The 22,162-nt window shown below is 67.3% G+C and carries 21 protein-coding genes; 7 read left to right on the top strand and 14 right to left on the bottom strand.

Annotated features, from left to right (window positions below; genetic code table 11):
- Nucleotides 1–8: 8 nt before the first annotated feature.
- Nucleotides 9–1,268, bottom strand: a complete 1,260-nt coding sequence (locus tag AC3WUT_RS09590) for an MFS transporter (protein WP_492346850.1) — start codon at nt 1,266–1,268, stop codon at nt 9–11.
- Between the two features lie 111 nt (nt 1,269–1,379).
- Here AC3WUT_RS09590 and AC3WUT_RS09585 point away from each other — a divergent pair, with 111 nt between their 5' ends.
- Nucleotides 1,380–2,297 (top strand): AraC family transcriptional regulator, encoded by a 918-nt coding sequence (locus AC3WUT_RS09585; protein ID WP_492346849.1) that lies wholly within the window; start codon nt 1,380–1,382, stop codon nt 2,295–2,297.
- A gap of 95 nt (nt 2,298–2,392) precedes the next feature.
- Nucleotides 2,393–4,561 (top strand): FUSC family protein, encoded by a 2,169-nt coding sequence (locus AC3WUT_RS09580; RefSeq protein ID WP_492346848.1) that lies wholly within the window; start codon nt 2,393–2,395, stop codon nt 4,559–4,561.
- A gap of 54 nt (nt 4,562–4,615) precedes the next feature.
- Here AC3WUT_RS09580 and AC3WUT_RS09575 read toward each other — a convergent pair whose 3' ends face one another.
- From AC3WUT_RS09575 to clpB, 4 genes are all read right to left on the bottom strand, one after another.
- The gene (locus tag AC3WUT_RS09575) at nt 4,616–5,959 is read right to left on the bottom strand and encodes an amidase (protein WP_492346847.1); all 1,344 of its coding nucleotides are present in this window, start codon (nt 5,957–5,959) and stop codon (nt 4,616–4,618) included.
- Between the two features lie 74 nt (nt 5,960–6,033).
- Complete coding sequence (locus tag AC3WUT_RS09570) at nt 6,034–6,921, bottom strand: formyltransferase family protein (RefSeq protein ID WP_492346846.1); 888 nt, start codon at nt 6,919–6,921, stop codon at nt 6,034–6,036.
- A 159-nt stretch (nt 6,922–7,080) separates the two neighbouring features.
- On the bottom strand, nt 7,081–7,437 hold the full coding sequence (locus AC3WUT_RS09565; RefSeq protein ID WP_492346845.1) for a hypothetical protein: 357 nt from the start codon (nt 7,435–7,437) through the stop codon (nt 7,081–7,083).
- A 108-nt stretch (nt 7,438–7,545) separates the two neighbouring features.
- On the bottom strand, nt 7,546–10,152 hold the full coding sequence (gene clpB / locus AC3WUT_RS09560; protein WP_492346844.1) for an ATP-dependent chaperone ClpB: 2,607 nt from the start codon (nt 10,150–10,152) through the stop codon (nt 7,546–7,548).
- Nucleotides 10,153–10,239: 87 nt separating this feature from the next.
- Here clpB and AC3WUT_RS09555 point away from each other — a divergent pair, with 87 nt between their 5' ends.
- A complete protein-coding gene (locus AC3WUT_RS09555) occupies nt 10,240–10,848 on the top strand; it encodes a hypothetical protein (protein WP_492346843.1) in 609 nt (202 codons plus the stop codon).
- A 15-nt stretch (nt 10,849–10,863) separates the two neighbouring features.
- On the opposite strand, the gene AC3WUT_RS09550 is transcribed toward AC3WUT_RS09555, so the two are convergent.
- Complete coding sequence (locus AC3WUT_RS09550) at nt 10,864–11,352, bottom strand: molybdenum cofactor biosynthesis protein MoaE (protein ID WP_031255025.1); 489 nt, start codon at nt 11,350–11,352, stop codon at nt 10,864–10,866.
- A 303-nt stretch (nt 11,353–11,655) separates the two neighbouring features.
- On the opposite strand from AC3WUT_RS09550, the gene dapA reads away from it, so the two are divergent.
- Together dapA and AC3WUT_RS09540 are read left to right on the top strand one after the other, a co-directional pair.
- Nucleotides 11,656–12,570: a 4-hydroxy-tetrahydrodipicolinate synthase gene (gene dapA / locus AC3WUT_RS09545; protein ID WP_492346842.1), complete on the top strand. Its 915-nt coding sequence runs from the start codon at nt 11,656–11,658 to the stop codon at nt 12,568–12,570.
- A gap of 187 nt (nt 12,571–12,757) precedes the next feature.
- On the top strand, nt 12,758–14,071 hold the full coding sequence (locus AC3WUT_RS09540) for a DUF4397 domain-containing protein (protein WP_492346841.1): 1,314 nt from the start codon (nt 12,758–12,760) through the stop codon (nt 14,069–14,071).
- Here AC3WUT_RS09540 and AC3WUT_RS09535 read toward each other — a convergent pair.
- A complete protein-coding gene (locus tag AC3WUT_RS09535; RefSeq protein WP_492346840.1) occupies nt 14,059–15,018 on the bottom strand; it encodes a methylglyoxal synthase in 960 nt (319 codons plus the stop codon). The two genes, AC3WUT_RS09540 and AC3WUT_RS09535, sit on opposite strands and share 13 nt — an antisense overlap.
- Before the next feature lie 15 nt (nt 15,019–15,033).
- Nucleotides 15,034–15,261 carry a hypothetical protein gene (locus tag AC3WUT_RS09530; RefSeq protein WP_492346839.1) on the bottom strand — a complete coding sequence of 76 codons (228 nt, stop codon included), beginning with the start codon at nt 15,259–15,261 and terminating at the stop codon, nt 15,034–15,036.
- A gap of 99 nt (nt 15,262–15,360) precedes the next feature.
- Here AC3WUT_RS09530 and AC3WUT_RS09525 point away from each other — a divergent pair, with 99 nt between their 5' ends.
- Together AC3WUT_RS09525 and AC3WUT_RS09520 are read left to right on the top strand one after the other, a co-directional pair.
- Nucleotides 15,361–15,615 carry a hypothetical protein gene (locus tag AC3WUT_RS09525; RefSeq protein ID WP_492346838.1) on the top strand — a complete coding sequence of 85 codons (255 nt, stop codon included), beginning with the start codon at nt 15,361–15,363 and terminating at the stop codon, nt 15,613–15,615.
- A 21-nt stretch (nt 15,616–15,636) separates the two neighbouring features.
- The gene (locus tag AC3WUT_RS09520) at nt 15,637–15,984 is read left to right on the top strand and encodes a hypothetical protein (protein ID WP_492346837.1); all 348 of its coding nucleotides are present in this window, start codon (nt 15,637–15,639) and stop codon (nt 15,982–15,984) included.
- Here AC3WUT_RS09520 and AC3WUT_RS09515 read toward each other — a convergent pair whose 3' ends face one another.
- The 6 genes from AC3WUT_RS09515 to AC3WUT_RS09490 form a co-directional block, all read right to left on the bottom strand.
- Nucleotides 15,985–16,248: a MoaD/ThiS family protein gene (locus AC3WUT_RS09515; RefSeq protein ID WP_492346836.1), complete on the bottom strand. Its 264-nt coding sequence runs from the start codon at nt 16,246–16,248 to the stop codon at nt 15,985–15,987.
- A complete protein-coding gene (locus AC3WUT_RS09510) occupies nt 16,245–17,516 on the bottom strand; it encodes a molybdopterin molybdotransferase MoeA (RefSeq protein WP_492346835.1) in 1,272 nt (423 codons plus the stop codon). The genes AC3WUT_RS09515 and AC3WUT_RS09510 overlap by 4 nt, the downstream gene beginning before the upstream one ends.
- Nucleotides 17,513–18,061 (bottom strand): molybdopterin-guanine dinucleotide biosynthesis protein B, encoded by a 549-nt coding sequence (mobB, locus tag AC3WUT_RS09505; RefSeq protein ID WP_492346834.1) that lies wholly within the window; start codon nt 18,059–18,061, stop codon nt 17,513–17,515. Before mobB ends, AC3WUT_RS09510 begins: the two co-directional genes overlap by 4 nt.
- 147 nt (nt 18,062–18,208) lie before the next feature.
- Entirely contained in the window at nt 18,209–19,639 is a 1,431-nt protein-coding gene (gene thrC, locus AC3WUT_RS09500; RefSeq protein WP_492346833.1) for a threonine synthase, read from the bottom strand.
- 120 nt (nt 19,640–19,759) lie between these two features.
- The gene (locus AC3WUT_RS09495) at nt 19,760–21,082 is read right to left on the bottom strand and encodes a homoserine dehydrogenase (protein ID WP_492346832.1); all 1,323 of its coding nucleotides are present in this window, start codon (nt 21,080–21,082) and stop codon (nt 19,760–19,762) included.
- Between the two features lie 41 nt (nt 21,083–21,123).
- Nucleotides 21,124–22,140, bottom strand: coding sequence for a DUF1176 domain-containing protein (locus AC3WUT_RS09490; RefSeq protein WP_492346831.1), 1,017 nt, complete (start codon nt 22,138–22,140; stop codon nt 21,124–21,126).
- Nucleotides 22,141–22,162: the final 22 nt, after the last annotated feature.

The following is a 22,162-nucleotide window of genomic DNA, read 5'->3' as shown; positions in this document are numbered from 1 at the left end:
CCCCGGGCTCAGGCCGGCTGCAGGCCCGCTGCAGTGCGGCGCACCCGCCGCACATTGAAGGCACTGGCGATCAACACGGCCTGCACCACGGCCAGGCCCACCAGCACGCTGGTGTACTGCCCGTGGTCCATCATCCGACCAAACACCAGCGGCGAGATGGCCTGGCCGATGTCCAGCCCCGCGTACACCACCCCATAGACACGGCCGGTGGCGTTCTCGGGCGTGGAGCGCTTGACCAGCAGGTCGCGCGAAGGGCCGGCAATGCCATTGGCAAAGCCCATGAAGCCGAACAGCACCGGCACCAGGCTGGCCGGCACCGGGGCCAGCGCCAGGCTGAGCGCCACCAGGGCCGCCAGGCCAATGCCCACGGCCACGATGCGCTCGCAACGCGTGGGATCGGAGGCCAGAAAGCCCCCCAGCACCATGCCACCGGCGCTGGCCACCATGTAGATGGTCAGGCACACCGCCACCAGGGTCACGGGCACGGCATGCAATTGCCGGGCGGCCTCCGGCGCAAAGGTCTGCACCACGCTGAGCGCCATGGCATAGAAGAGGAAGAACGCGAAACACATCCACACCGCCGGGATGCGCAAGAAATCGAGGCCGCCAGCCGCCGCAGCGGTGCTCTTGGCCGAGGAAGAGGATGCAGGCTTGGGCACGGCTGCGGCGCCGGGCAAGCTCAGCACCTCACGGTTGAACCACAGCACGGCCAGCACGACCAGCGCCAGCCCACCCGCGCTGGCCAACGCCACGCGCCAGGAAAAAGCCATGGCCAAGGGCACCACCAGGGCCGGGGCCAGCGCCCAGCCCAGGCTGCCCGTGATCCCGTGCACGCTGTAGGCATGACCCAGGCGGGTGGTGGCCACCTTGCGGTTGAACAAGGTGTAGTCCACCGGGTGGAACACCCCGTTGCCCATGCCGGCCAGCACGGCACAGCACAGCAGCATCCAGTAGCTGGGCGCCGCGGCATAGCCCAGCAGGGCCACACCCAGCAGGCCCAGGCCGGCAAACAGCACCGGGCGCGGGCTGTAGCGGTCGACCACAAAGCCCGACAGCGCCTGCACGATGCATGACACCACGAAGAACACCGTGAGCACAAAACCCAGCTCGGTGTAACTCACGCCAAAGGCGTCCTTGAGCCAGGGAAACAAGGGCGCCAGCACCAGCTGGCTGAAATGGCTGATGCCGTGGGCCAGACCCACCAGGCCGATCAGGGTGGCATCCTGACGAACAGTGGGCACGGGCAAGGCGTGGGCGGTAGTGGACATGAAACAGGCTCCCGAGTGGCTTGACGAGGGTCATGTTAGGGGGAGCGCGCTCGTCTTGTTGACGATGAAAAGACATAATCCATCGAAATCAAGACAAATCAGCCCGCCGACATGCCCGCCACCCGACGCCCCCTCACCCGACGCAGCGCCCTCCGGCCGGTGGCCGTGCGCCCCGCCGGCGACGTGGTCGACAGCCTCACCCCACACCTTTACCTGCCCACGGCGGATCGGCCGTTGCGCGCCAAGATGCGCCACCTGCAGGCCGAGACCAAGGTGGTGCCGCACCACCATGAGTGGCCCCAGCTGACCTTCTCGCTCAATGGCGTGTGCCGCCTCAGCACCGACGACGGCACCTTCATCGTGCCGCCCTCCCGGGCGGTCTGGGTGCCGGCGGGCATGAGCCATTCAATCAATGTGGTGGAAGACGCCGACTTGCACACCCTCTACCTGCACCACCTGGCGGCCCCGCAGCAGGCCCCCTGGCAAGGCTGCGTGGTGATCGAGGTCACCGAGCTGATGCGCGCCCTGGTGCTGAGCCTGGACACCCACTCCGACGCCCAGCTGAGCCGGGTCGAGCCAATCAGGCAACAGGCGCTGCTGCAACGCGAGCGCCTGATCCAGCCCCTGCTGTGCGATGAACTGCTGCAGGCGCCGCAGATCCGCATGGGCGTACCCCTGCCCCCGCGCGAGGGCGGCGACAAGCGCCTGCGGGCCCTGTGCGAAGCGGTGCTGAGGGCCCCGGGTGAACGGGCCACGCTGGCCGAGTGGTCGGCCAGCGTGGGCGCCAGCGAGCGCACCGTGGCTCGCCTGTTCCGCGAGCAACTGGGCCTGAGCTACCAGCAGTGGCGCCAGCAGGCCACGCTGGCCTATGCCCTGCCCCTGCTGGCCCGCGGCCAGCCGGTGAGCCTGGTGGCGGCCGCCAGCGGCTACGCCAGCGAGAGTGCTTTCACGGCCATGTTCCGAGCCGCCATGGGACAGCCCCCCAGCCACTTCAGCGGCAAGGCCCGAAGCAGCCCAGGCGTGGCCTGAAGGCGAGCCGTTCATCCGGTTACATCCTCACAGACAAGGCCGCCGGCTCACGCTATGCTGCCGCAGGTCTCCGACAGCCCCCTCTTGCCTTGCCCATGCGTTCTTTCTACCCCCTGACCTGGCTGCTCCGCCTGCCCCCCCATGTTCTCAACGGCCTGGGGGTGGCGCTCGGCATCGGCCTGATCCAGTGGCTGTTCGGCAGCCAAACCACGCTGCACCTGGCGCAGTTGGCCAGCAGCGGCGCGGTGTTCTCCAGCCTGGCCGATGTGCCCACCACACCGCGGCGCTCGCTGCACCGGGTGCTGTTGGCGGCCGCCCTGGGCGCCCTGGCCACCTGGACGGTGGCCGCCCTTGACCCCTACCCCAGGGTGCTCGGCCTGGCCATCATGGGCCTGGTGTTCCTGGGCATGATGACCCTGGCCTGGGGCCCCCGGGCCGGGCCGGTGTCGTTTTCGGCCGTGCTGGCCATCGTCTTCACCATGGGCATGCCCCCGGGCACCCCACCCGGCGAACTGCTGCTCTGGACCCTCGCAGGCTCGGCCGTTTACCTGGTCTGGGCCCAGGTCCTGGTGCGCCTGCTGCAACCGCGCTACCGCAGCCTGGCCCTGGCGACGGCACTGGACGCCACGGCCCAGTTGCTGCGCTCAAGGGCCGGGGTCGTGGAAGGGGCCGCTGAGACCGACCAGGCGCGGGACTCGCTGCAGACCTGGGTGCGCGACGAAGCCGTGTTGGCCGAACGCCTGCAGGCCGCCCGCGACCTGCTGTTTGCCGCCCCGGATTCGGCCCGCGCACGCCGCGACACCGGCATGCTGCTGCGGGCCATCGACCTGCGCGACATCCTGCTGGCCAGCCGCCTCGACCTGGAGCTGCTGGGCAGCGACGAACTGGCCCTGCAGGTGCGGGCCGCCCTGGCAGCACGCCTGCGGCACCTGGCTTACCGGCTGGACCAGGCCCAGGCCGGTGTGCGTGGCCTGCCGCCCCCGGATGAAGACGAGCCGCCGCTGCGGCTGGCCTTGCGCGACCAATTCATGACCCACCCGCTGTTGCAATCGGACGACGTGCGGGCGCGCCTGCTGCCCGCACTGGTGAACCGGGTGCAACACCTGGCCGATGACGTGGACGCCATCCATGAGTTGCTGCGCCAAGGCGACGGTGAACTGCCACTGACACGCAAGGAACTGCAACTTTTCGTGGCCCCTGAAGGCTGGCCGCTGTCGGCCTTCAAGCCCCATCTGAGCCTGGCCTCGCCCGTGCTGCGCCACGCCCTGCGGGCCGCGCTGGCGCTGGGCGCGGCCTACTACATCGCACTGGCCCTGCCCTGGACCGCGCACCCCCAATGGCTGGTGTTGAGCGTGGCCGTGGTGCTGCGTGGCAACCTGGAACAGACGCTGTCGCGGCGCAACATCCGGGTGCTGGGCACCTTGCTGGGCTGCCTGATCGTGATGGGGCTGGCCCATGTACACGCCCCCTGGGTGCTGACACTGGCCTTTTTGATGGCCGTCGGCCTGGCGCACAGCTTCGCCGTGGAACGCTACCTGGTCACCGCCTCGGCGGCCACGGTGATGGCGCTGTTGCAGGCCCATCTGGCCCACCCGGCGATCGGCTTTCCGATTGCCGAGCGCCTGGGCGACACCCTGCTGGGCGCCTTGATGGCCTGGGCTTTCTGCTTTGTGCTGCCCTCGTGGGAGCGGCGGGCCCTGCCCCGCGCGCTACCGCGCCTGCTGCTGGCGCTGCGCGCCTATGCCCATGCGGCACTGGCCCCGCACGACCCGGCCCACCCCGAGCGCACGGTGGCCCAGCGCCTGGCCCGGCGCCAGGCCTACGACGCCCTGAGCCTGCTGGCCACCGCGCTGCAACGCAGCAGCTTCGAGCCGCGCCAGGTGCAACTGCCGCTTCAGCCCCTGACCCGCCTGCTGGACCACGCCCAGCGCCTGATGGCCCACTTGTCGATGTTGCGCATGATGCAGTTGCGCGAGGGCTCCGAGTTGCAACGGGCGCAAGCACAGGCCGCCGTGCAGGCGGCCCAGAAGACACTGGACACGCTGCTGACCCCAGGCCAACGGCCACCGGGCAACAGCGAGGTGGAAACCCAGGTTGAAGCAGCCGCCCTGGACGCTGGGCTGGACCTGCTGCCGGAAAAACCGCTCAGTGAGGACGTGCTGCCCTGGATGAACCGACGCCTGCAGGTGGCCCTGCGCGATGCGGCGCGGGTGGCGTCATCGGCCCGCGAGGCGCTGGGCGAACTGCGCCGCCCGCCGGGCTGAAAACGCACCAGGCGACGCTGACAAGCCTGGCGCCCAAGGGCGCCTCAAGGCGCCTCAGGCCAGCGCCTGCTCCACCGCCAGCGCCACGCTGGCCAGGCGCGCATCGTCGCCGCGCACCGAGGCCAGCATCAGCCCCACCGGCAGCTCGCCCGCGGGCTGGCAGGGCAGGCTGAACGCACAGCCATCGAGGTAGTTGAAGGCAAAGGTGTTGCGCAGCAGCAGGCCATTGGCCTTGAAGAAGGCCTCGTCAGACGCCACCAGCTCGTCGATGGCCGGCGCCAACACGGGCACGGTTGGGCACAGCACCGCGTCAAAGCCCGCCAGAACCGCCTCCACCCGGGCGATCCAGTCAGCTCGGTGGTCCTGCATGGCGATGTACTCGCGGGCCGTGACGGGCGCCCCCAACTCGATGCGGGCGGCCACGCGGGGGTCGAACTGCCCCCGCGCCCGGGCCAGGCGCTGGTGATGCACGGCATAGGCCTCGACCGGCGAGAACCCGCCGGGCGCATTCAAGCGCGGGATCTCGGCCAGCTCGCTCAGGGGGATGTCGATCAACTGAGCGCCAGCCGCCGACAGCCGCGTGAGCGCACGGGCATGGGCCTGGGCCACTTCGGGCGCCAGGCCATCGAGCAGCACGGTCTGCGGCAGGGCCAGACGCAGGCCGGCCAGCGGGCGCCGTTGCACGGGCAGCGGCGCACCGGCCAGCACAGCATCCACCGTGAGGCAGTCGGCCACGCTGCGGGTCATGGCGCACACGGTGTCCAGACTGCGCGACAACTCCAGTGCGCCCTGACGTGGCACGCGCGACTGCGTGCTCTTGAAGCCCACCAGGCCGCACAAGGCCGCAGGAATGCGGATCGAGCCGCCAGTGTCCGAGCCCAGACCCGCCACGGCCAGCCCCAGGGCCACCGAGACGGCGGCCCCCGACGAAGAGCCCCCGGGAATGCGCGCCACCCCGGCATCGGCCGGGTTGCGTGGCGTGCCGTGATGGGGGTTGATGCCCACACCCGAGAAAGCGAACTCGGTCATGTTGGTCTTGCCCAGCAGCGCCGCACCGGCGTTGCGCAGCCGGGCCACGGCCGGCGCGTCTGCACCGGCCGCAGGCTCGCCGCGGCAGACCACCGAGCCGGCCAGCGTGGTCTCGCCGGCCACGTCGTACAGGTCCTTGATGCTGACGGGCAGGCCCGCCAGGGCCGGCAGGGCCACACCGGCAGCGCGCTGCGCATCCGCGTGGCGGGCGGCAGCCAGGGCGGCCTGGGGGTACAAGGTGGTGAAGACGCTGGCTGCCGCCGGTGCAGCCGCGGCCTCCAGGGCGCCGGCCACCAGGGCCTCGCAACTGGTTTCGCCGCGCGCCAGGCGGGCCTTGAGAACGGGAATGGTGTCGGTGATGAAGCGCATGGGCCCCTCGCAATTCAGCCAGCGGGCATTATCGGGCGGGGTGGGCCGTGCTGCAGCCCGGGCCCACAGAGCTTTCAGCGCGCCGGGGTCTCGGTCGGTGTGCCCGGGGCCAGCAGGCTCCACTCCAGCAGCGCCACATACCCGTCGCGACAGGCCAGCACCAGCCGGGGCCCGTCGCTGTGCACCACGGCCCCGGGCGGAAAACGATGCCCTTGCTTCCAGGCCGCGGCGCGGCGCACATGGAAGAGCACGTTGTTGACCCTCGCCAGGCATTCAAAACGGCCAAAGGCACGCAACTGGGTCTGCAACTCGTCCACACCACGTTCGAAATCCAGCAGGCGGTCGTCGTCGCTCCAGAGCTTCACGTAGTGCCCCTCGCCTTGGGGCTGGGCCTGCGCCCACAGGGCGTCCAGATTCATCGCCACGGCCGTGGCCAGTTGCCCGGCGGCGATCTGGGTCTTGAGGTCCAGGCTCTCGTGACACTCGTCGTCGGTCAGCTCGAAGCTGCGGCTGGCCAGCACATCGCCGGCATCAAACTCGTGCGTGACCTGGTGGCAGCTCACAGCCCAGCGCTTTTGCCGGTCCAACAAGGCCTGCACCAGAGGATAGGGTCCACGGTAACGCGGCAACGGCGAGGGGTGGAAGTTGATGGCATAGCGCAGATAAGGCGCCCAGTCGCCGATGCGCCACTGGTAGCTGGCCAGCACCAGCAGCTCGCAATCGCGGGCCTGCAGATCGGCCATGGCGGCCGGGTCCAGCGGCGAGAGCTGGATGTCCAACCCCAGGCTGCGGGCATAGGCGATGGTGGCCTTGTTGTGGGAGATGCGTTCGTCGGTGGGGGCGGTGAACAGCTTCACCGGCTGCCAGCCTGCCTCGACAAAGGCCTTGAAAACACCGAGGTAACGGTCGGTGGCCGTGATGGCAAAGCGCCGCGCTGGCATGGGCTTCCTGGGCTGGTTCAAGGGTGCGCCAGCCAGCAGGCGCCACCTGACCGGTGGCGGCCCCGGGGGCCGGTTTCACCATTTTGAAAGCCGCAGGTAAAGCCTGATTGAGGTTTTGGTAAACGGCTGGTAGCCCTGGCTGGCACCGGAACGCCGAGCCGCTCAGGCCGCCCAGGCGGTTCAGCGCGGCGGCAAGCGAGGGCTGCGGTCGCCCAAATCAGTCACTTCGGTCACCTCGATGATCTCGCGCACCTCGACGTCGGTGACATCGGCCGGGGCGCGACGCCCCGCCCCGCCTGCCCCGGCCTGGCCCCGCCGCAGCACGTCGCCAAACTGCTGGCCCAGATCAAAGCGCCGCACCCAGGGCGTGACAGGGCGCCCAGTGAGCCGGGCCCAGCCGGCCCGCAGGGTCCAGGCCAGGGCCAGCAAGGCCATGGCCGCGAGCAGGCTGAGCACCAGCACCAGCGCACCGGCCACCAGCAGCAGGCGCAACAAAAGACGGGACAAAGTGGCCAGGGCCTGGTTGAGTCCGGACATGGGTTCCTTTCAAGACGAAAAGCCCGACTCGCCAGGCGCGTCGGGCTGTGCATGGCTCAGATAGAGCCGAAGCCTCAAAGTTCAAGCGGTCGCGGGACGGCCCCGCGGTCAGGCCGCGCTGGCCGCACCGAAGTGGAACACCCCGGGCGCCTGCACCGGATCGACATCGACCGGGATCACGCTCTTGGGTGCAAACTTGCCTTCCAGCAGCAACTTCGACAGCGGGTTCTCGATGCGCTGCTGGATCGCACGCTTGAGCGGCCGGGCACCAAACACCGGATCGAAGCCCACCTTGGCCAGTTCGGCCAGTGCCGCGGGCGACACCTGCAAAGTGAGGTCCATCTTCTGCAGGCGGGCCTGCAGGATCTGCAGCTGGATGCCGGCAATCGATTCGATGTGCTTGGCATCGAGCGCATGGAAGACCACGGTCTCGTCAATGCGGTTCAGGAACTCAGGGCGGAAGTGGTTCTTCAGTTCGTCCCACACGGCGTCCTTGATGTCGTCATACGACTGCCCCACCATGGCCTGGATGTGGTGCGAGCCGATGTTGCTGGTCATCACGATGACGGTGTTCTTGAAGTCCACGGTGCGGCCCTGGCCATCGGTCAGGCGGCCATCGTCGAGCACCTGCAGCAGCACGTTGAACACATCGGGGTGCGCCTTCTCGACCTCGTCGAGCAGCACCACGCTGTAGGGCTTGCGACGCACCGCCTCGGTCAGGTAGCCCCCTTCTTCGTAGCCCACGTAGCCCGGAGGCGCGCCGATCAGGCGGGCCACCGAATGCTTCTCCATGAACTCGCTCATGTCGATGCGGATCAGGTGCTCTTCGGAGTCGAACAGAAAACCCGCCAGCGCCTTGCACAGCTCGGTCTTGCCCACGCCCGTGGGGCCCAGGAACAGGAAGGAGCCGGTGGGGCGGTTGGGGTCGGACAGACCCGAACGTGAGCGGCGGATGGCATTGGCCACCGCACTGATGGCTTCGTCCTGGCCCACCACACGCTCGTGCAGCTTGTCTTCCATCTGCAGCAGCTTGTCTTTCTCGCCCTGCATCATCTTGGACACCGGGATGCCGGTGGCACGGCTCACCACCTCGGCGATCTCTTCGGCACCCACCTGGGTGCGCAGCAGGCGTGGCGCGCCCTGGGTGGCGGCCTTGCCGGCCTCCTTGTCCTGGGCTTCCTTCAGCTGCTTTTCCAACTCGGGCAGCTTGCCGTACTGCAACTCGGCCACCTTGTTGAAATCGCCCTTGCGGGTCAGCTCCTCAATCTGCTGGCGCAGCTTGTCGATGGCTTCACGCACCTGCTGGCTGCCCTGAGCCTGGGCTTTTTCAGACTTCCAGATCTCTTCGAGGTCGGCGATCTCTTTTTGCAGCTTGGCAATCTCTTCCTCGATCAGCTCCAGGCGCTTCTGCGAGGCCTCGTCGGTCTCTTTCTTCATCGCCTCGCGCTCGATCTGCAACTGGATCATGCGGCGGTCCAGCTTGTCGATGGCTTCAGGCTTGGAGTCGATCTCGATCTTGATCTTGGCTGCGGCTTCATCGATCAGGTCGATGGCCTTGTCGGGCAGGAAGCGGTCGGTGATGTAGCGGTGGCTCAACTCGGCCGCGGCCACGATGGCCGGGTCGGTGATGTCCACACCATGGTGCACCTCGTACTTTTCTTGCAGGCCGCGCAGGATGGCGATGGTGGCCTCGACGGAGGGCTCGCCGACCAGGATTTTCTGGAAACGGCGCTCCAGCGCAGCGTCTTTCTCGATGTACTTGCGGTACTCGTCCAGGGTGGTGGCGCCCACGCAATGCAGTTCGCCGCGGGCCAGCGCTGGCTTGAGCATGTTGCCGGCGTCCATGGCGCCCTCGGCCTTGCCGGCGCCCACCATGGTGTGCAGTTCGTCGATGAAGACGATGGTCTGCCCCTCGTCCTTGGCCAGTTCGGTCAGCACGTTCTTGAGGCGTTCCTCGAAATCACCGCGGAACTTGGCGCCGGCCAGCAGCGAGGCCATGTCCAGCGACAGCACACGTTTGCCCTTGAGGGAATCGGGCACCTCGCCGGCCACGATGCGTTGCGCCAGCCCCTCGACGATGGCGGTCTTGCCCACGCCGGGCTCGCCGATCAGCACCGGGTTGTTCTTGCTGCGGCGCTGCAGCACCTGGATGGCGCGGCGGATCTCGTCGTCGCGGCCGATCACCGGGTCGAGCTTGCCCTGGCGGGCCCGCTCGGTCAGGTCGAGGCAGTATTTCTTGAGGGCCTCGCGCTGGCCTTCGGCCTCGGGGCTGTTGACGTTCTGGCCGCCGCGCACGGCCTCGATGGCCGACTCCAGGCTCTTGCGGGTCAGGCCATGGGTCTTGGCGGTGGCGGCCAGATCGATCTTGCTTTCGGTCAGGGCCAGCAGAAACAACTCGCTGGCAATGTACTGATCGCCCCGTTTGAGGGCTTCTTTTTCGGTGGCCTGGAACAGCACGGCCAGGTCACGGCTGACCTGCACCTGCTCCTGGCCCTGCACCTGGGGCAGGCGCTTGACGGCCGCCTCGGCGGCACTCAGCAGGCCGGCCACGTTGACACCGGCGCGCTGCAACAGGGCTTTGGGGCCGTCGTCCTGACGCAGCAAGGCCACCAGCAGGTGGGCCGGTTCGATGTAGGCATGATCGTTCCCCAGGGCCAGACTCTGAGCCTCGCCAAGGGCTTCTTGAAACTTGGTGGTGAATTTATCGATTCGCATGGGTGATCTCCAGTTGATCAGCAACTTGTGCCCAACAGGCTTATTTCAAGGGCCGGCCGCCGCCTGGGTGCTGACTAAAATCAAAGCATGGACATCCACCAACTGTCGCTTCAGTACCAGCGCGAGCAAGACCGCATCCTGATGCGCTTCAACACCACCTCGCGCGAGGAGTTGCGGCTGTGGCTGACCCGCCTGCTGCTCAAGGGCTGGTGGCCCTTGTTGCTGGGCGAGGTGCCCGCACCAGCCGAACCTGGCACGCCACAGGCGAACGCAGGCGCTGCAGGACTGGCGCAGGCGCAGGACGCGGCCCCCATTCAGGCCATGCCGGCGCCCACGCCCCACGCTGACTATGGCCAACCTTTTCGGGCTGATTACGTCACCCTGCCGCTGGGCGAGGCGCCTTTGCTGGTGACCGAGGTCAGCCAGCAGCGCCGCGGGGACAAGCTGGCCATCTCGTTTCTGGAGCGACTGGACCCGCAGACCCCTGGCCGCACCGTGGATGTGGAGTTCGAGCCCGGCCTCCAGCAAGGCCTGCGCCAGTTGCTCATCCTGACACTGGGCCAGACCGACTGGAACCTGCCCGATACACCGCTGAAACCACCCGAGGCCGCCACCGCCACCGCCACCGCCACTGACACCGGCCCGGCCGATAACGCGTTAAGCCCCTCACACGGCCGCTCAGGCTACCTGCACTGACGAGGCCCGAACCCCTCAGGCATTGCGCGCTTCGATGCCCCAGCGCGCCAGCGCAGCGTCGTCGCTGACACGGGCATCCACCCACTGCGCCCCCTGGGGGGTTTGCTCTTTCTTCCAGAACGGCGCCTGGGTCTTGAGGTAGTCCATCAGAAACTCGCAGCCCAGAAAGCTCTGCCCCCGGTGCGCCGAGGTGACCGCCACCAGCACGATCTGCTCGCCGGGCTGCAACAGGCCCACGCGGTGCACCACCCGGGCGCCATACAGGTCAAAGCGCTGGTGGGCCTGGTCGATCATGGCCTCGATGGCGCGCTCGGTCATGCCGGGGTAGTGCTCCAGCTCCATGGACAGCACGGGCGCGCCGTTGTTGCCCTCGTTGCCGCCACGCACGGTGCCCACAAAACTGCACACCGCCCCCACACGCCGGTCATGGGCGCGCAGCGCGGCCAATTCGGCAGAAACATCAAAGTCGGCGGTCTGGATGGCAACACGGGGTAATCGGCTCATGGTCGGTATTTTGGCACCGCAGGCAAGGCCCCGGCGGCGGCGTTTATACTGCGCCGATGTTCACCGCCCCAGCCCAGCCTGCCACCGAGCGCCACGCGCCCGGCGCGCCCGGCGCGCCCGCGCAGGCCTGCGGCGTGAACAAAAGCAAAAAACCCCAGCTCATCTGACCGGAGCTGCGGTTCCGTCCTCGGATGAGCGATGGAGCCGCACGGCAAGAGCCCACTCTGTTTTTTGCCCCGCCCCTGTTGCGCGTTTCGAGGCCGGTTCACCCCCGGGTCTTCAACCTTTGCCAAGGAAACACGCATGCCATCACCCACCCGCCAGACCCCGCCCGAGCCCGCCACGGCCCATCCCCCCTTCCAGGGTCTTTGGCTGCCCCTGATCACGCCCTTCGATGAATCCGGCCAGGTGGACCACGCCAGCCTGGCCACCCTAACCCGGCACTACAGTCAACCGACGCAGGGCCTGAATGGCCTGGTGGTGTGTGGCTCGACCGGCGAGGCCGCCTCGCTGACCGAACAGGAGCAGGAGGCCGTGCTCGACACGGTGCTGGCCCACACCTCGCTGCCCGTGGTGATGGGGCTGACGGGTTACCACCTGGGCCACACCCTGGAACGTGTGGCCGCCCTGACCCCGTACCCGCTGGCCGGCTGGCTGGTGCCCGCGCCCCATTACATCCGCCCCTCCCAAGCGGGTCTGCAGGGCTGGTTTGAACGCATCGCGGACCAGGCCCGGGCGCCACTGATCGTCTACGACATCCCCTACCGCACCGGCTCCACGCTGAGCCTGGCCACCCTGCTGGCCTTGGCGGAACACCCCCGCATCCAGGCCATCAAGGACTGTGGCGGCGACCCGGCCAAGACCCAGGCCCTGATCGAGGACGGCCGGCTGCAGGTGCTGGCGGGGGAAGACGCCCAGATCTTCACCACGCTGGCCCTGGGTGGCCACGGCGCCATCGCGGCCAGCGCCCATTGGCAGACCGCGCGCTTTGCGCGCCTGCTGGCCCTGTTGGCCGCGTCCGATCTGCAGGCCGCGCGGGGGCTGTGGCAAAGCCTGCTGCCCATGATCCCCCTGCTGTTCGCCGAGCCCAACCCCGCCCCGATCAAGGCCTTGCTGGCCGCACAAGGGCATCTGCAGCCCCATTTGCGCGCGCCCATGACGGCGGCGTCGCCCGCCTTGGTACAGCGCCTGCTGGCGTTGGACCGCACCGCAGGCTGAACAGGGCCGGCTTCACACAGCTTCACCCGGGCGACATGTTGCAGGCGAGGGGTTCACAAAACCTCACCATGATGACATTCGCTTGTGACGGGGCCCGTCGAAGATCGCGATACGCAGGCGCCAAGGGCCAGAGCCGGCGCTTTGGCCCTTGGCGCCGACACCGTGTCCCCTCTTTCGAAGCCTACGCATGAAACCCTCTCCAAGCTTTTCACTTGCCCCCCACGCACTGAGCCGCCGCAGCTGGCTGATGGCCCTGGGCAGTCTGGGCATCGCACCTGTGCTGACCGCCTGCGGCAGTGGTGACGACGGCAGCTCCAAGATCCGGGTGATCAACGCCACGCAGGGCCTGAGCGCGCTGGACGCCTACCTGGACACCACCTCGATCGCCAGCAGCGTGGCCAGCGCAGCTGCCAGCAGCTACTACGGCGCCGACCCCGACACCTACACCCTGGGCCTGCGCAGCGCGGGCGGGGCCGTGAACAGCCTGGAGTCGTCGCTCACCCTGAGCAAAGACACCTCCACCTCGGTGGTGGTGACGGGCACCCAGAGCGCACTGAGCACCACCATCTACACCGAAAACGAAAGCACCCCCAGCAGCGGCTACGCCAAGCTGCGCCTGATCAACGGCTTGCAGACAGGCGATGGCGTCGACGTCTACATCACCACCACCAGCACCACCAGCCTGGACAATCAGTCGGCCGCCATCAGCAACGTGACCGAAGGCGGCACCAGTTCGTTCAGCAAGGTGAGCAAGGGCACTTACAGCCTGTGGATCACCGGCAACGGTGACACCAGCGACCTGCGCGCCTACGTGGCCAGCATCACGCTGTCGGACCAGGGCATCGATACCTTTGTGCTGATCCCCACCAACAGCACCACACTCGCCAGCGTGCTGCGCCTGCCGCAAAAGGGCACCAGCACGACCTATGCCTGCACCCTGACCCGGGTGCGTTTTGTCAATGCGGCCTCGGCCTCCGCGTCGGCCCAGGCCACGCTGGACGGCACCGCGGTCTCGAGCGCGGCCATCGGGGCCTATGGGGTGTCGTCCTACTCGCAAGTCACGGCGGGTTCACGCCTGGTGGGCTTCACCCTCAGCGGCAGCACGGTCAGCAGCCAGATGACGCTGGTGGCCGGCGATGACATGACCGTGGCCCTGGCCTTGGACAGCAGCGGGGCCTACACGGTGGTGAGCTTTGTGGACAACAACTTCCCCTCGACCTCCAGCACCAAGTCGAAGATCCGCCTGGTCAACCTGGCCGCCACGGCGGGCAGCGCGCAGCTGACCTACAACGGCGGCTCGCTGCTGGCCGACTACACTGCGGCCAACAGCGCCTCCAGCTACACCAGCTTCACGGCGGGCGAATACGATTTCGTGATCAGCGCCAGCGGCGGCAGCACCCAGACGGTGGCCAGCTACACCAGCGTGGCGGGCGTGGTGTACACCGCGTTTGCCTTCGGCACCAGCGCGGTCAGCAAATTCACGATGCGTCAGGACGGCTGAATCCGCTCCAGGCCCTGGGCCCAGAGGGCCGCCATGGCCGGTGAGTTCAGGCAACTGCAACGGGCGCCTGCGCTCCAGACGGCCCGCTCCATCAGCTGGATGTCGGCCTCGTGCTGGCGAGCCACGTGGGGGTCTTCAAAAAAGATCACCTTCTGGCAGGCGCCATCCAGCACCAGCTCGGCAATCTGGGCATCGCCCCCCAGGGGGCCGCTCTGGTAGCGGGTGACCCAGGGCTGACCCGCGGGCCAGCCGCGCGACCAGGCCAGCTCATTGAGCAGGCCACCCGTGGTGCCGGTGGCCACACGCGATTCAAAGCGCGACAGCAGATCAAAGTGCTGGCCGACGAAGTCGACCATCTGGGTTTTGCGGGCATCATGGGCGATCAGGGCCAGGGTCTGGTCCGCCGGGTCCAGCTCGGCCACCGCCGTGGCCCCCAGGCGCTCCGGTGCCAGGCCGGCCACCAAGGCCTCCACCCAGACCCACTCCAGGGCACCCGCCAGGGTCGGGACGAAGGGCTTGCCATGGGTGACACATTGCCGCTTCAGGGCCTGGGCCTCCGGGAAAGTGGACGAAGGGTCCACCGGGTCCATCAAAAAAATCACGCCGTCCAGCGACTCCCCCGGGGTCAGCCCCCCTGCGATGCGCGAAACCACCCGCATGAGCCCACCTTCACGCCCATTGGGCAGGCGGTGCAGGCCGGGGTAATCCACCAGCAGTTCTTCATTCAGCAAAGCGTCAAAAGCCGCCCCGACCGTGACCAGTTGCAGCCCCAGTTGCCGCACCAGGTCTTCGCTGCTGCGTGCCCATTGGGCCAGCGCGCTGTCGCTGCCCGTGCGGTGCAGGCGGTGCGCAATGAGGCCAAAGCGGCGCTGGCCTGAGACCGCCTGCTGCCAGGACTGCAGCGGCGCCGGAACAGGCCGGGCCTGGAGAGAGGACGATTCGGACATGGGGCACCTCCGGGGTCAGGGCGCGCGGTGCAGGCGCGGCGCCGATTGCAATGCGATCTGTTCCACCAGCACCTCGGCCACATTGGGCAGCCGCGGCGCACCCGGCGCCAGCAAGGCGGCCTGCAGGCGTTGGAGGTCGGCCACGGTGGGGGCCACCTTGATCTGGCCGATGGCGGCCTGGGCATTGCCGCTTTTGAGCAGCGCCATCACCTTGAGGGTCCATTCGTTGTTGTTTTTGGCCATGGGTTCCTTTCGCATCGATCGAGTTCTTTCCTGCGGCGTGGCGTTCGGGCACGCAAGATTGCTTTAGCATTCGGCAGCACTGTAACGCGCACACGCCCCATGGCCACACAAACCATCACCATCGACGGCTACAAGCTGTTCCCCAACCCGCGCAATGTGCACCGGGTGGTCTTTGAGCACCAGCTTTTTGTGCCCTATCCCTACGCACTGATCGACCTGCCCAGCTTTGACCTGGCGGGCAAATACAGCCTGTTTGCCGCCTGCCGCCTGGAGGACATGAAGATGGGACAGATGGTGACCTTTGAACTGCTGGCCGATCAGGAGCGTTTTGAACGCCGCTTCGTGCCCGACTGAGCTGTGCCCCACACCCATCCCATGACCGAAGACGACAACCAGATCATTGTCCCGTCCTCGTTCATCGCCGTGTACAGCGATGCAAGACAGCGCCTTAGCGAGCCCGCGGCCGTGGTGCGCCAGCGCTATGAGTTGTGCGAAGACCTGGCCTGCCAGTTGGTGGGCCACGCCCAGACCCTGTACCACGCCGAGGCCCCCTCGGAGTCGGGCATTCTGCGCAGCATCCATGCCGGCCTGAGCAACCCGGAATCCGGCTTTTCGGGCGCTGAGGCCACCTGGGTGGTGCTGCGCCTGGCCGAACTGCTGGAATGGGCCAGCCCGGCACTGGCGCCCACGCCTACCCCCTTGGCGGACGCAGAGCCGTCCTGATCAGCCGCCGGTGACCGGCGGAAAGAAAGCCACCTCGGCCCCTGCCACCAACGCGGTCGACTCGTCGCGCAGATCCTGATTCAGCGCCAGCCGCACCGGGCGCTGGCGGGCCAGCGCATCCGCATAGGCACCGCCCCGCGCAATCAGTTCGTCGCGCAACTCGCCCAAGGTGGTGGCGCAGGTGCGCACCGTCTCGTCACCCCGGCCCAGCGCCTCGCGGATGGAGGCGAAATAGCGCACGCACAATTCGAGTTCAACGCTCATGACAGCAGCTCCGTGAACGAGACAAAGGCCACCAGATCGCCCGGGGCGATGGTGGTGCCCGCGGGGTTGTCAACCAGGCCATCGCCCCAGACGGCCGAGGTCAGCACCCCCGAACCCTGGTGGGGGAACAGGTCCAGCCCGCCCTGCGGGTTGCGCCAGACTCGCAGGAACTCGCGACGCTTGTCGGCCTTGCCCCAGGAGAAATGGGCCGGCAGGGCCACCGTCTTGGGCCGGACCTCCTGCACGCCTTGGAGGCGCAACAGAAAGGGGCGCACCAGCATCAGGAAGGTGACATAGCTGGACACCGGGTTGCCCGGCAGCCCGACAAAGTGGCTTTGGGCGACGCGGCCATAGGCAAAGGGCTTGCCGGGCTTGATGGCCAGTTGCCACAGATGCAACTCGCCCAGCGACTGCACGGCCGGCTTGACGTGGTCTTCCTCCCCCACGCTGACGCCGCCGCTGGTGAGGATGAGATCGTGCCCCTGAGCCGCCTCGGCCAGGGTCTGGCGGGTGCGCTCAAGTTGGTCGGGCACGATGCCGAAGTCGGTGACCTCGCAGCCCATGCGCAGCAGCAGGGCACGCAGAAAGAAGCGGTTGGAGTTGTAGATGGCGCCGGCTGGCAATTGTTCGGGCGGCACATCGCCCGGCATGACCAGCTCATCGCCGGTCGAAAACAAGGCCACGCGGGGGCGCCGCGCCACCTGCAAGCGGGCCCGTCCGACGCTGGCAGCCAGGCCCAGGCTGGCCGGACTCAGGCGCTGCCCTCCGGCGAGCACCACGGCGCCCAGTTGAACGTCTTCGCCAGAACGGCGGATTGCCATGCCGACGCGAACCGCCTTGGTAAAGCGGACCTGGGGCGCCCCTTGCGCGTCCGCGAGGGCTTCACAGTCTTCCTGCATCACGACGGTATCGGCCCCCGGGGGCACCGGCGCCCCGGTGAAGATGCGCGCGGCCGTACCGGGCTGCAAGGGCACGGGCACCTCGCCCGCGGCCACGCGCTGCGACACCGGCAGCACCGTGCCTGCCGTGCCGGCGTCGGCGGCGCGCAGGGCATAGCCGTCCATGGCGCTGTTGTCATGCGGAGGCACCTGCAGCGGGGAGACCACCGATTCGGTCAGCACACGGCCGTCGGCCTCGAAGGTGGACACCCACTCGTCCGGCCAGGCGGCGCCATCCAAAGGTCGGGCATGGCCGAGCAACTCGGCCAGCACGTCATCAAGCGGGCGCAGCGCTTTGGCAGGCTGCAGGGCGACGGTGGATGCGTTCATGTTCGGTTTTCGAAAGAGTATTCAAAGCGGTCGCCATTGTCGACCAGCCAGGCGGCCACCGCCTCGGCTTGGTTGAGGTCGAGCACCGGGCGCCCGGTGGGCTCGGGCAGTTCCGCTGCGGGCACGTCCGTGGCGATGGCCACGATGAAATCGTCTTCGGGGTAACGCACGGGGTGGCCAGCGAAGTCCCCCCCGGGTGCACGCCAAACCTCGACCTTGAGCAGATCGCTTTCCTTGAAGCCCTCCACCAGCACCCAGTCCACCCCGTCATACAGCTCGGCCAGCATCTGATGCACCGACAGCCGGTAAGGCTGCTCGTACTCGCGCATCAGCGCCAGACGGTGCTCGCTGGCCACCACCACCTCGAAGGCACCGGCCTGGCGATGGCGCCAGCTGTCTTTACCGGGGTGATCGATGTCGAAGCGATGGTGCGCATGCTTGACCACCGACACGCGCAGCCCGCGCTGGCGCAAGGCTGGGATCACGCGCTCCAGCAGCGTGGTCTTGCCCGAGCCCGAATAGCCCGCAAAGCCGACAACTTTCATGCAAGTCTCCTGGGTCTGCCGCACGAGGATGATGGCCGTGGGTCAGAGCTGTTGATAGGGTGTCAGATGGCAAAAAGCCAGCGCGGGGCGCTGGCTTCAAGCTTCAGCGCCAAAGCGCAGGGGTCGCAGCCGCCACAGCGTCTGCGATCAGTCGCAATGGCGTTCGATGTAAGCCTTGACCACCGCGACATCGGCCGGGATCACCTGAACCTTCTTGGGCAGTTGTTCGATGCCTTCGAAGCGGGCCGGGCGCTCGGGCTCATGGCCCAGGGCTTCGGCGATGGTGGCGGCAAACTTGATCGGCAAAGCGGTCTCGAGCACGATCATCGGCACCGACGGGTCTCCGCGCTGCTCCAGGGCCACTTTCACCCCATCGGCAGTGTGGGTGTCGATGGTGACGCCATGGCGCTGGAAGTTGTCGCGAATGGTGGCCAAGCGATCGGCATGGGTGCTGCGGCCACTGACAAAGCCATAGCGGCTGGCCGCCTGGGCGAACAAGGGGTCGGCGCTGAGGTCAAAACGGCCCTGGCTGGACAGCTGGGCACCGAACAGATCCTGAGTGCGAGCGGCGTCGCGGCCCAACAGGTCGAATACGAAACGCTCGAAATTGCTGGCCTTGGAGATGTCCATCGAGGGGCTGGACGTCTCATGCGTGTCGGCGCTGCCGCGCACGCGGTAGATGCCGGTGCGGAAGAACTCGTCGAGCACGTCGTTCTCGTTGGTGGCCACCACCAGCCGGTCGATCGGCAGGCCCATCATGCGCGCCACGTGGCCGGCACAGACGTTGCCGAAGTTGCCCGAAGGCACGGTGAAGCTCACCTTTTGCTGGTTCGATTCGGTGGCCTGCACGTAACCGGCAAAGTAGTAGACCACCTGGGCCAGCAAACGCGCCCAGTTGATCGAGTTGACCGTGCCGATCTTGTACTTGCGCTTGAAGGCCAGGTCGTTGGAGACGGCCTTGACGATGTCCTGGCAGTCGTCAAAGACGCCTTCGACCGCCAGGTTGTGGATGTTGTCGTCCTGCAGGCTGAACATCTGGGCCTGCTGGAAGGGGCTCATGCGACCGTTCGGGCTGGTCATGAAGACGCGCACGCCCTTCTTGCCGCGCATGGCGTACTCGGCCGCACTGCCGGTGTCACCCGAGGTGGCGCCCAGGATGTTGAGTTCTTCACCACGGCGGGCCAGTTCGTACTCGAACAGGTTACCCAGCAATTGCATGGCCATGTCCTTGAAGGCCAGCGTGGGGCCATTGGACAGGGCTTCGAGCCACAAACCATCTTCGAGGTGGCGCAGGGGCACGATCTCGCCGGTGCCGAACACCTCGGCGGTGTAGGTCTTGTGGCACAGGGCGCGCAGGTCGGCGGCCGGGATGTCGTCGATGTACAGCGACAGGATCTCGAAGGCCAGTTCGGCATAGCCCTGCTGGTGGTAGACCTGGCGCCAGCGCGTCAAGGTGGCGTCATCTACCTGGGGGTAGTGCTCGGGCAGGTAGAGCCCGCCATCGGGCGCCAGGCCCTCCAGCAGGATTTCACAAAAGCGCTTGCGGTCGGCGTGACCTCGTGTGCTCAGGTACTTCACGTTTAGTTCCTGTTCCAACAATTCAAGGGCAACCCGCCGGTGCTCACCGGTCAGACTGCCATTTTGACGCGATCGCCACCCGAATCAATGGGTGGCCGAACACGACAGGCGGCTGAGCCCTCAGGCCAGCTCTTCCTTGCGGATGCGGGTGATGGGGGCCAGCACGGTGGGAAGGCCCTGCATTTCGGCCATTGCGGCATTCATGATGCCTTCGCGGGTGTCGTGGGTCAGGATGATCAGATCGGTCTGGGTCGAGCCCTCGCCGCCGACCTCGTCGGCCTCGCGCTGCAGCACCGCATCGATGCTGATGCCGGCCGTGGCCAGGATGCCGGTCACACGGGCCAGCACGCCGGCCTCGTCGGACACGCGCAGGCGCAGGTAGTAGCTGGTGACGACCTCGCTCATGGGCAGCACCGGCACGTCGCTCATGGCATCGGGCTGGAAGGCCAGATGGGGCACGCGCTGGGCAGCATCGGCCGTGTGCAGGCGGGTGATGTCGACCAGGTCGGCAATCACGGCACTGGCGGTGGGTTCGGAGCCCGCGCCCTTGCCGTAGTAAAGCGTGGTGCCCACGGCATCGCCCTGCACCATCACGGCGTTCATGGCGCCTTCGACGTTGGCGATCAGGCGCTTGGCCGGCACCAGGCTGGGGTGCACGCGCAGCTCGATGCCGTTGGCAGCGCGCTTGGTGATGCCCAGCAGCTTGATGCGGTAGCCCAGTTGCTCGGCGTAGCGGATGTCGGCGGCCGAGAGGCGGGTGATGCCTTCGACATAGGCCTTGTCGAACTGCACCGGGATGCCGAAAGCGATGGCGCTCATCAGCGTGGCCTTGTGGGCCGCATCAACGCCTTCGATGTCGAAGGTCGGATCGGCTTCGGCATAGCCCAGGCGCTGGGCCTCCTTGAGCACCACTTCAAAGTCCAGGCCCTTGTCACGCATTTCGGACAGGATGAAGTTGGTGGTGCCGTTGATGATGCCGGCGATCCACTGGATGGCGTTGGCGGTCAGGCCTTCACGCAGCGCCTTGATGATGGGGATGCCCCCCGCCACAGCGGCCTCGAAGGCCACCATCACGCCCTTGGCCGAAGCCGCAGCGAAAATCTCGGTGCCATGCACGGCCAGCAGGGCCTTGTTGGCCGTGACCACGTGCTTGCCGGCGGCAATGGCTTCGAGCACCAGAGCCTTGGCCACGCCATAGCCGCCGATGAGTTCGATCACGATGTCGATTTCTGGGTTGGCAATCACGGCGCGGGCGTCATTGACGACCTGCACCTGCTCACCCACCACGGCGCGCGCTCGCTCGACGTCCAGATCGGCCACCATGGTGATCTCGATGCCACGGCCCGCACGGCGGCGGATTTCTTCCTGGTTGCGTTGCAGCACGTGGAAGGTGCCACTGCCAACGGTGCCAATGCCCAAAAGGCCTACTTGGATGGGTTTCATGGAGTTCACTTCAAAAGTTGAAAAATACCGATATGGGGGACTCAACGTGTCACGAATTCGGGCAGGTTCCAGGCACCGCCCGGAAAACCCCGGCACAAGCCAGTACTGGAGATGCCCGAGAGCGCAAAGCCCTGTCCGTTGAACCGCCATTTCTGTTCGGTCCAGCAATCGCCCAGCCCGCGCCCCTTCATGCTGAAGGAGACCGTGCCGGTCTTGGCGTCGAAATCACCCTTGGCGTCTTGCGCTTCGGGGCGGTAAGGCGGCTGATCGCGGGCAATCCAAAGCAGTGTGGTGAAGTTGTAGGCCCCCATGCTGCAGGGTACAGACAGCAGCACGCTGTGACCCGTCAGACGGGTCACAGCGGCCGTGTCGGCATCGATCTCGGGCGTGTTGCACTGATCGGCCACCACCTTCGGATCGATCGACGCCAGCAGGGGCTTGAGCAGTGCGGCATCGCTGGGGCGCGCCGGCGGCAAAGGCTTGAACGCGGGCAGCCTGGGTTCCGGCAAGGGGAGTAGAACCGCAGCCTCGTCACGCCGGCCACGCTTCACCAGCGCCCCGGAGGTATCGAGCCGCCCCTGGGCCTCGTCCATCTTCAGCAACACCGCATTCAGGCCAGCCAGGGAGAGGGTCCAGGAGGCTTTGCCAGGTCCAGCGCTGACCCTGGCCTGGGAACTGCGCAGGAGCTCACGCAACAGCTCAGGCACTTTTTCGCTCGGGATCTGCGGGTTTTCGCCTTCCAGACCGCCCAGACTGAAACGCCCTGCGCTGAGCTTCAGAGGCCCCTGCACGGGGTTCTCGCTGGACACCATGAGTTGAGCCAGCACCGGGGTGGATGGCCCGGCAGCCCGGGTCAGCATCAGACTCACGGGGTCAGAGTCAGCGCCCCCCTCCTCCTCCTGGTAGCCGACGGCTCGGCAGGTTCGGGTGTTGTCGCACTGCAGCAACCAGTCTTTGTAGGCAAAGCTGACCGGATCCGGGGAGACCTCTGCCGCTTGGGCCGTGCCCATGGCGCAGGCAATCCAACAGAGCAGGATCGGTGCTGTCAGACGGCGCATGGTTCACGGGCTCCAGAGGGTG

It is taken from the genome of Curvibacter sp. EU05-FHT14A10, from assembly GCF_058791075.1.
This window is presented reverse-complemented; position numbering and strand designations above follow the sequence as displayed.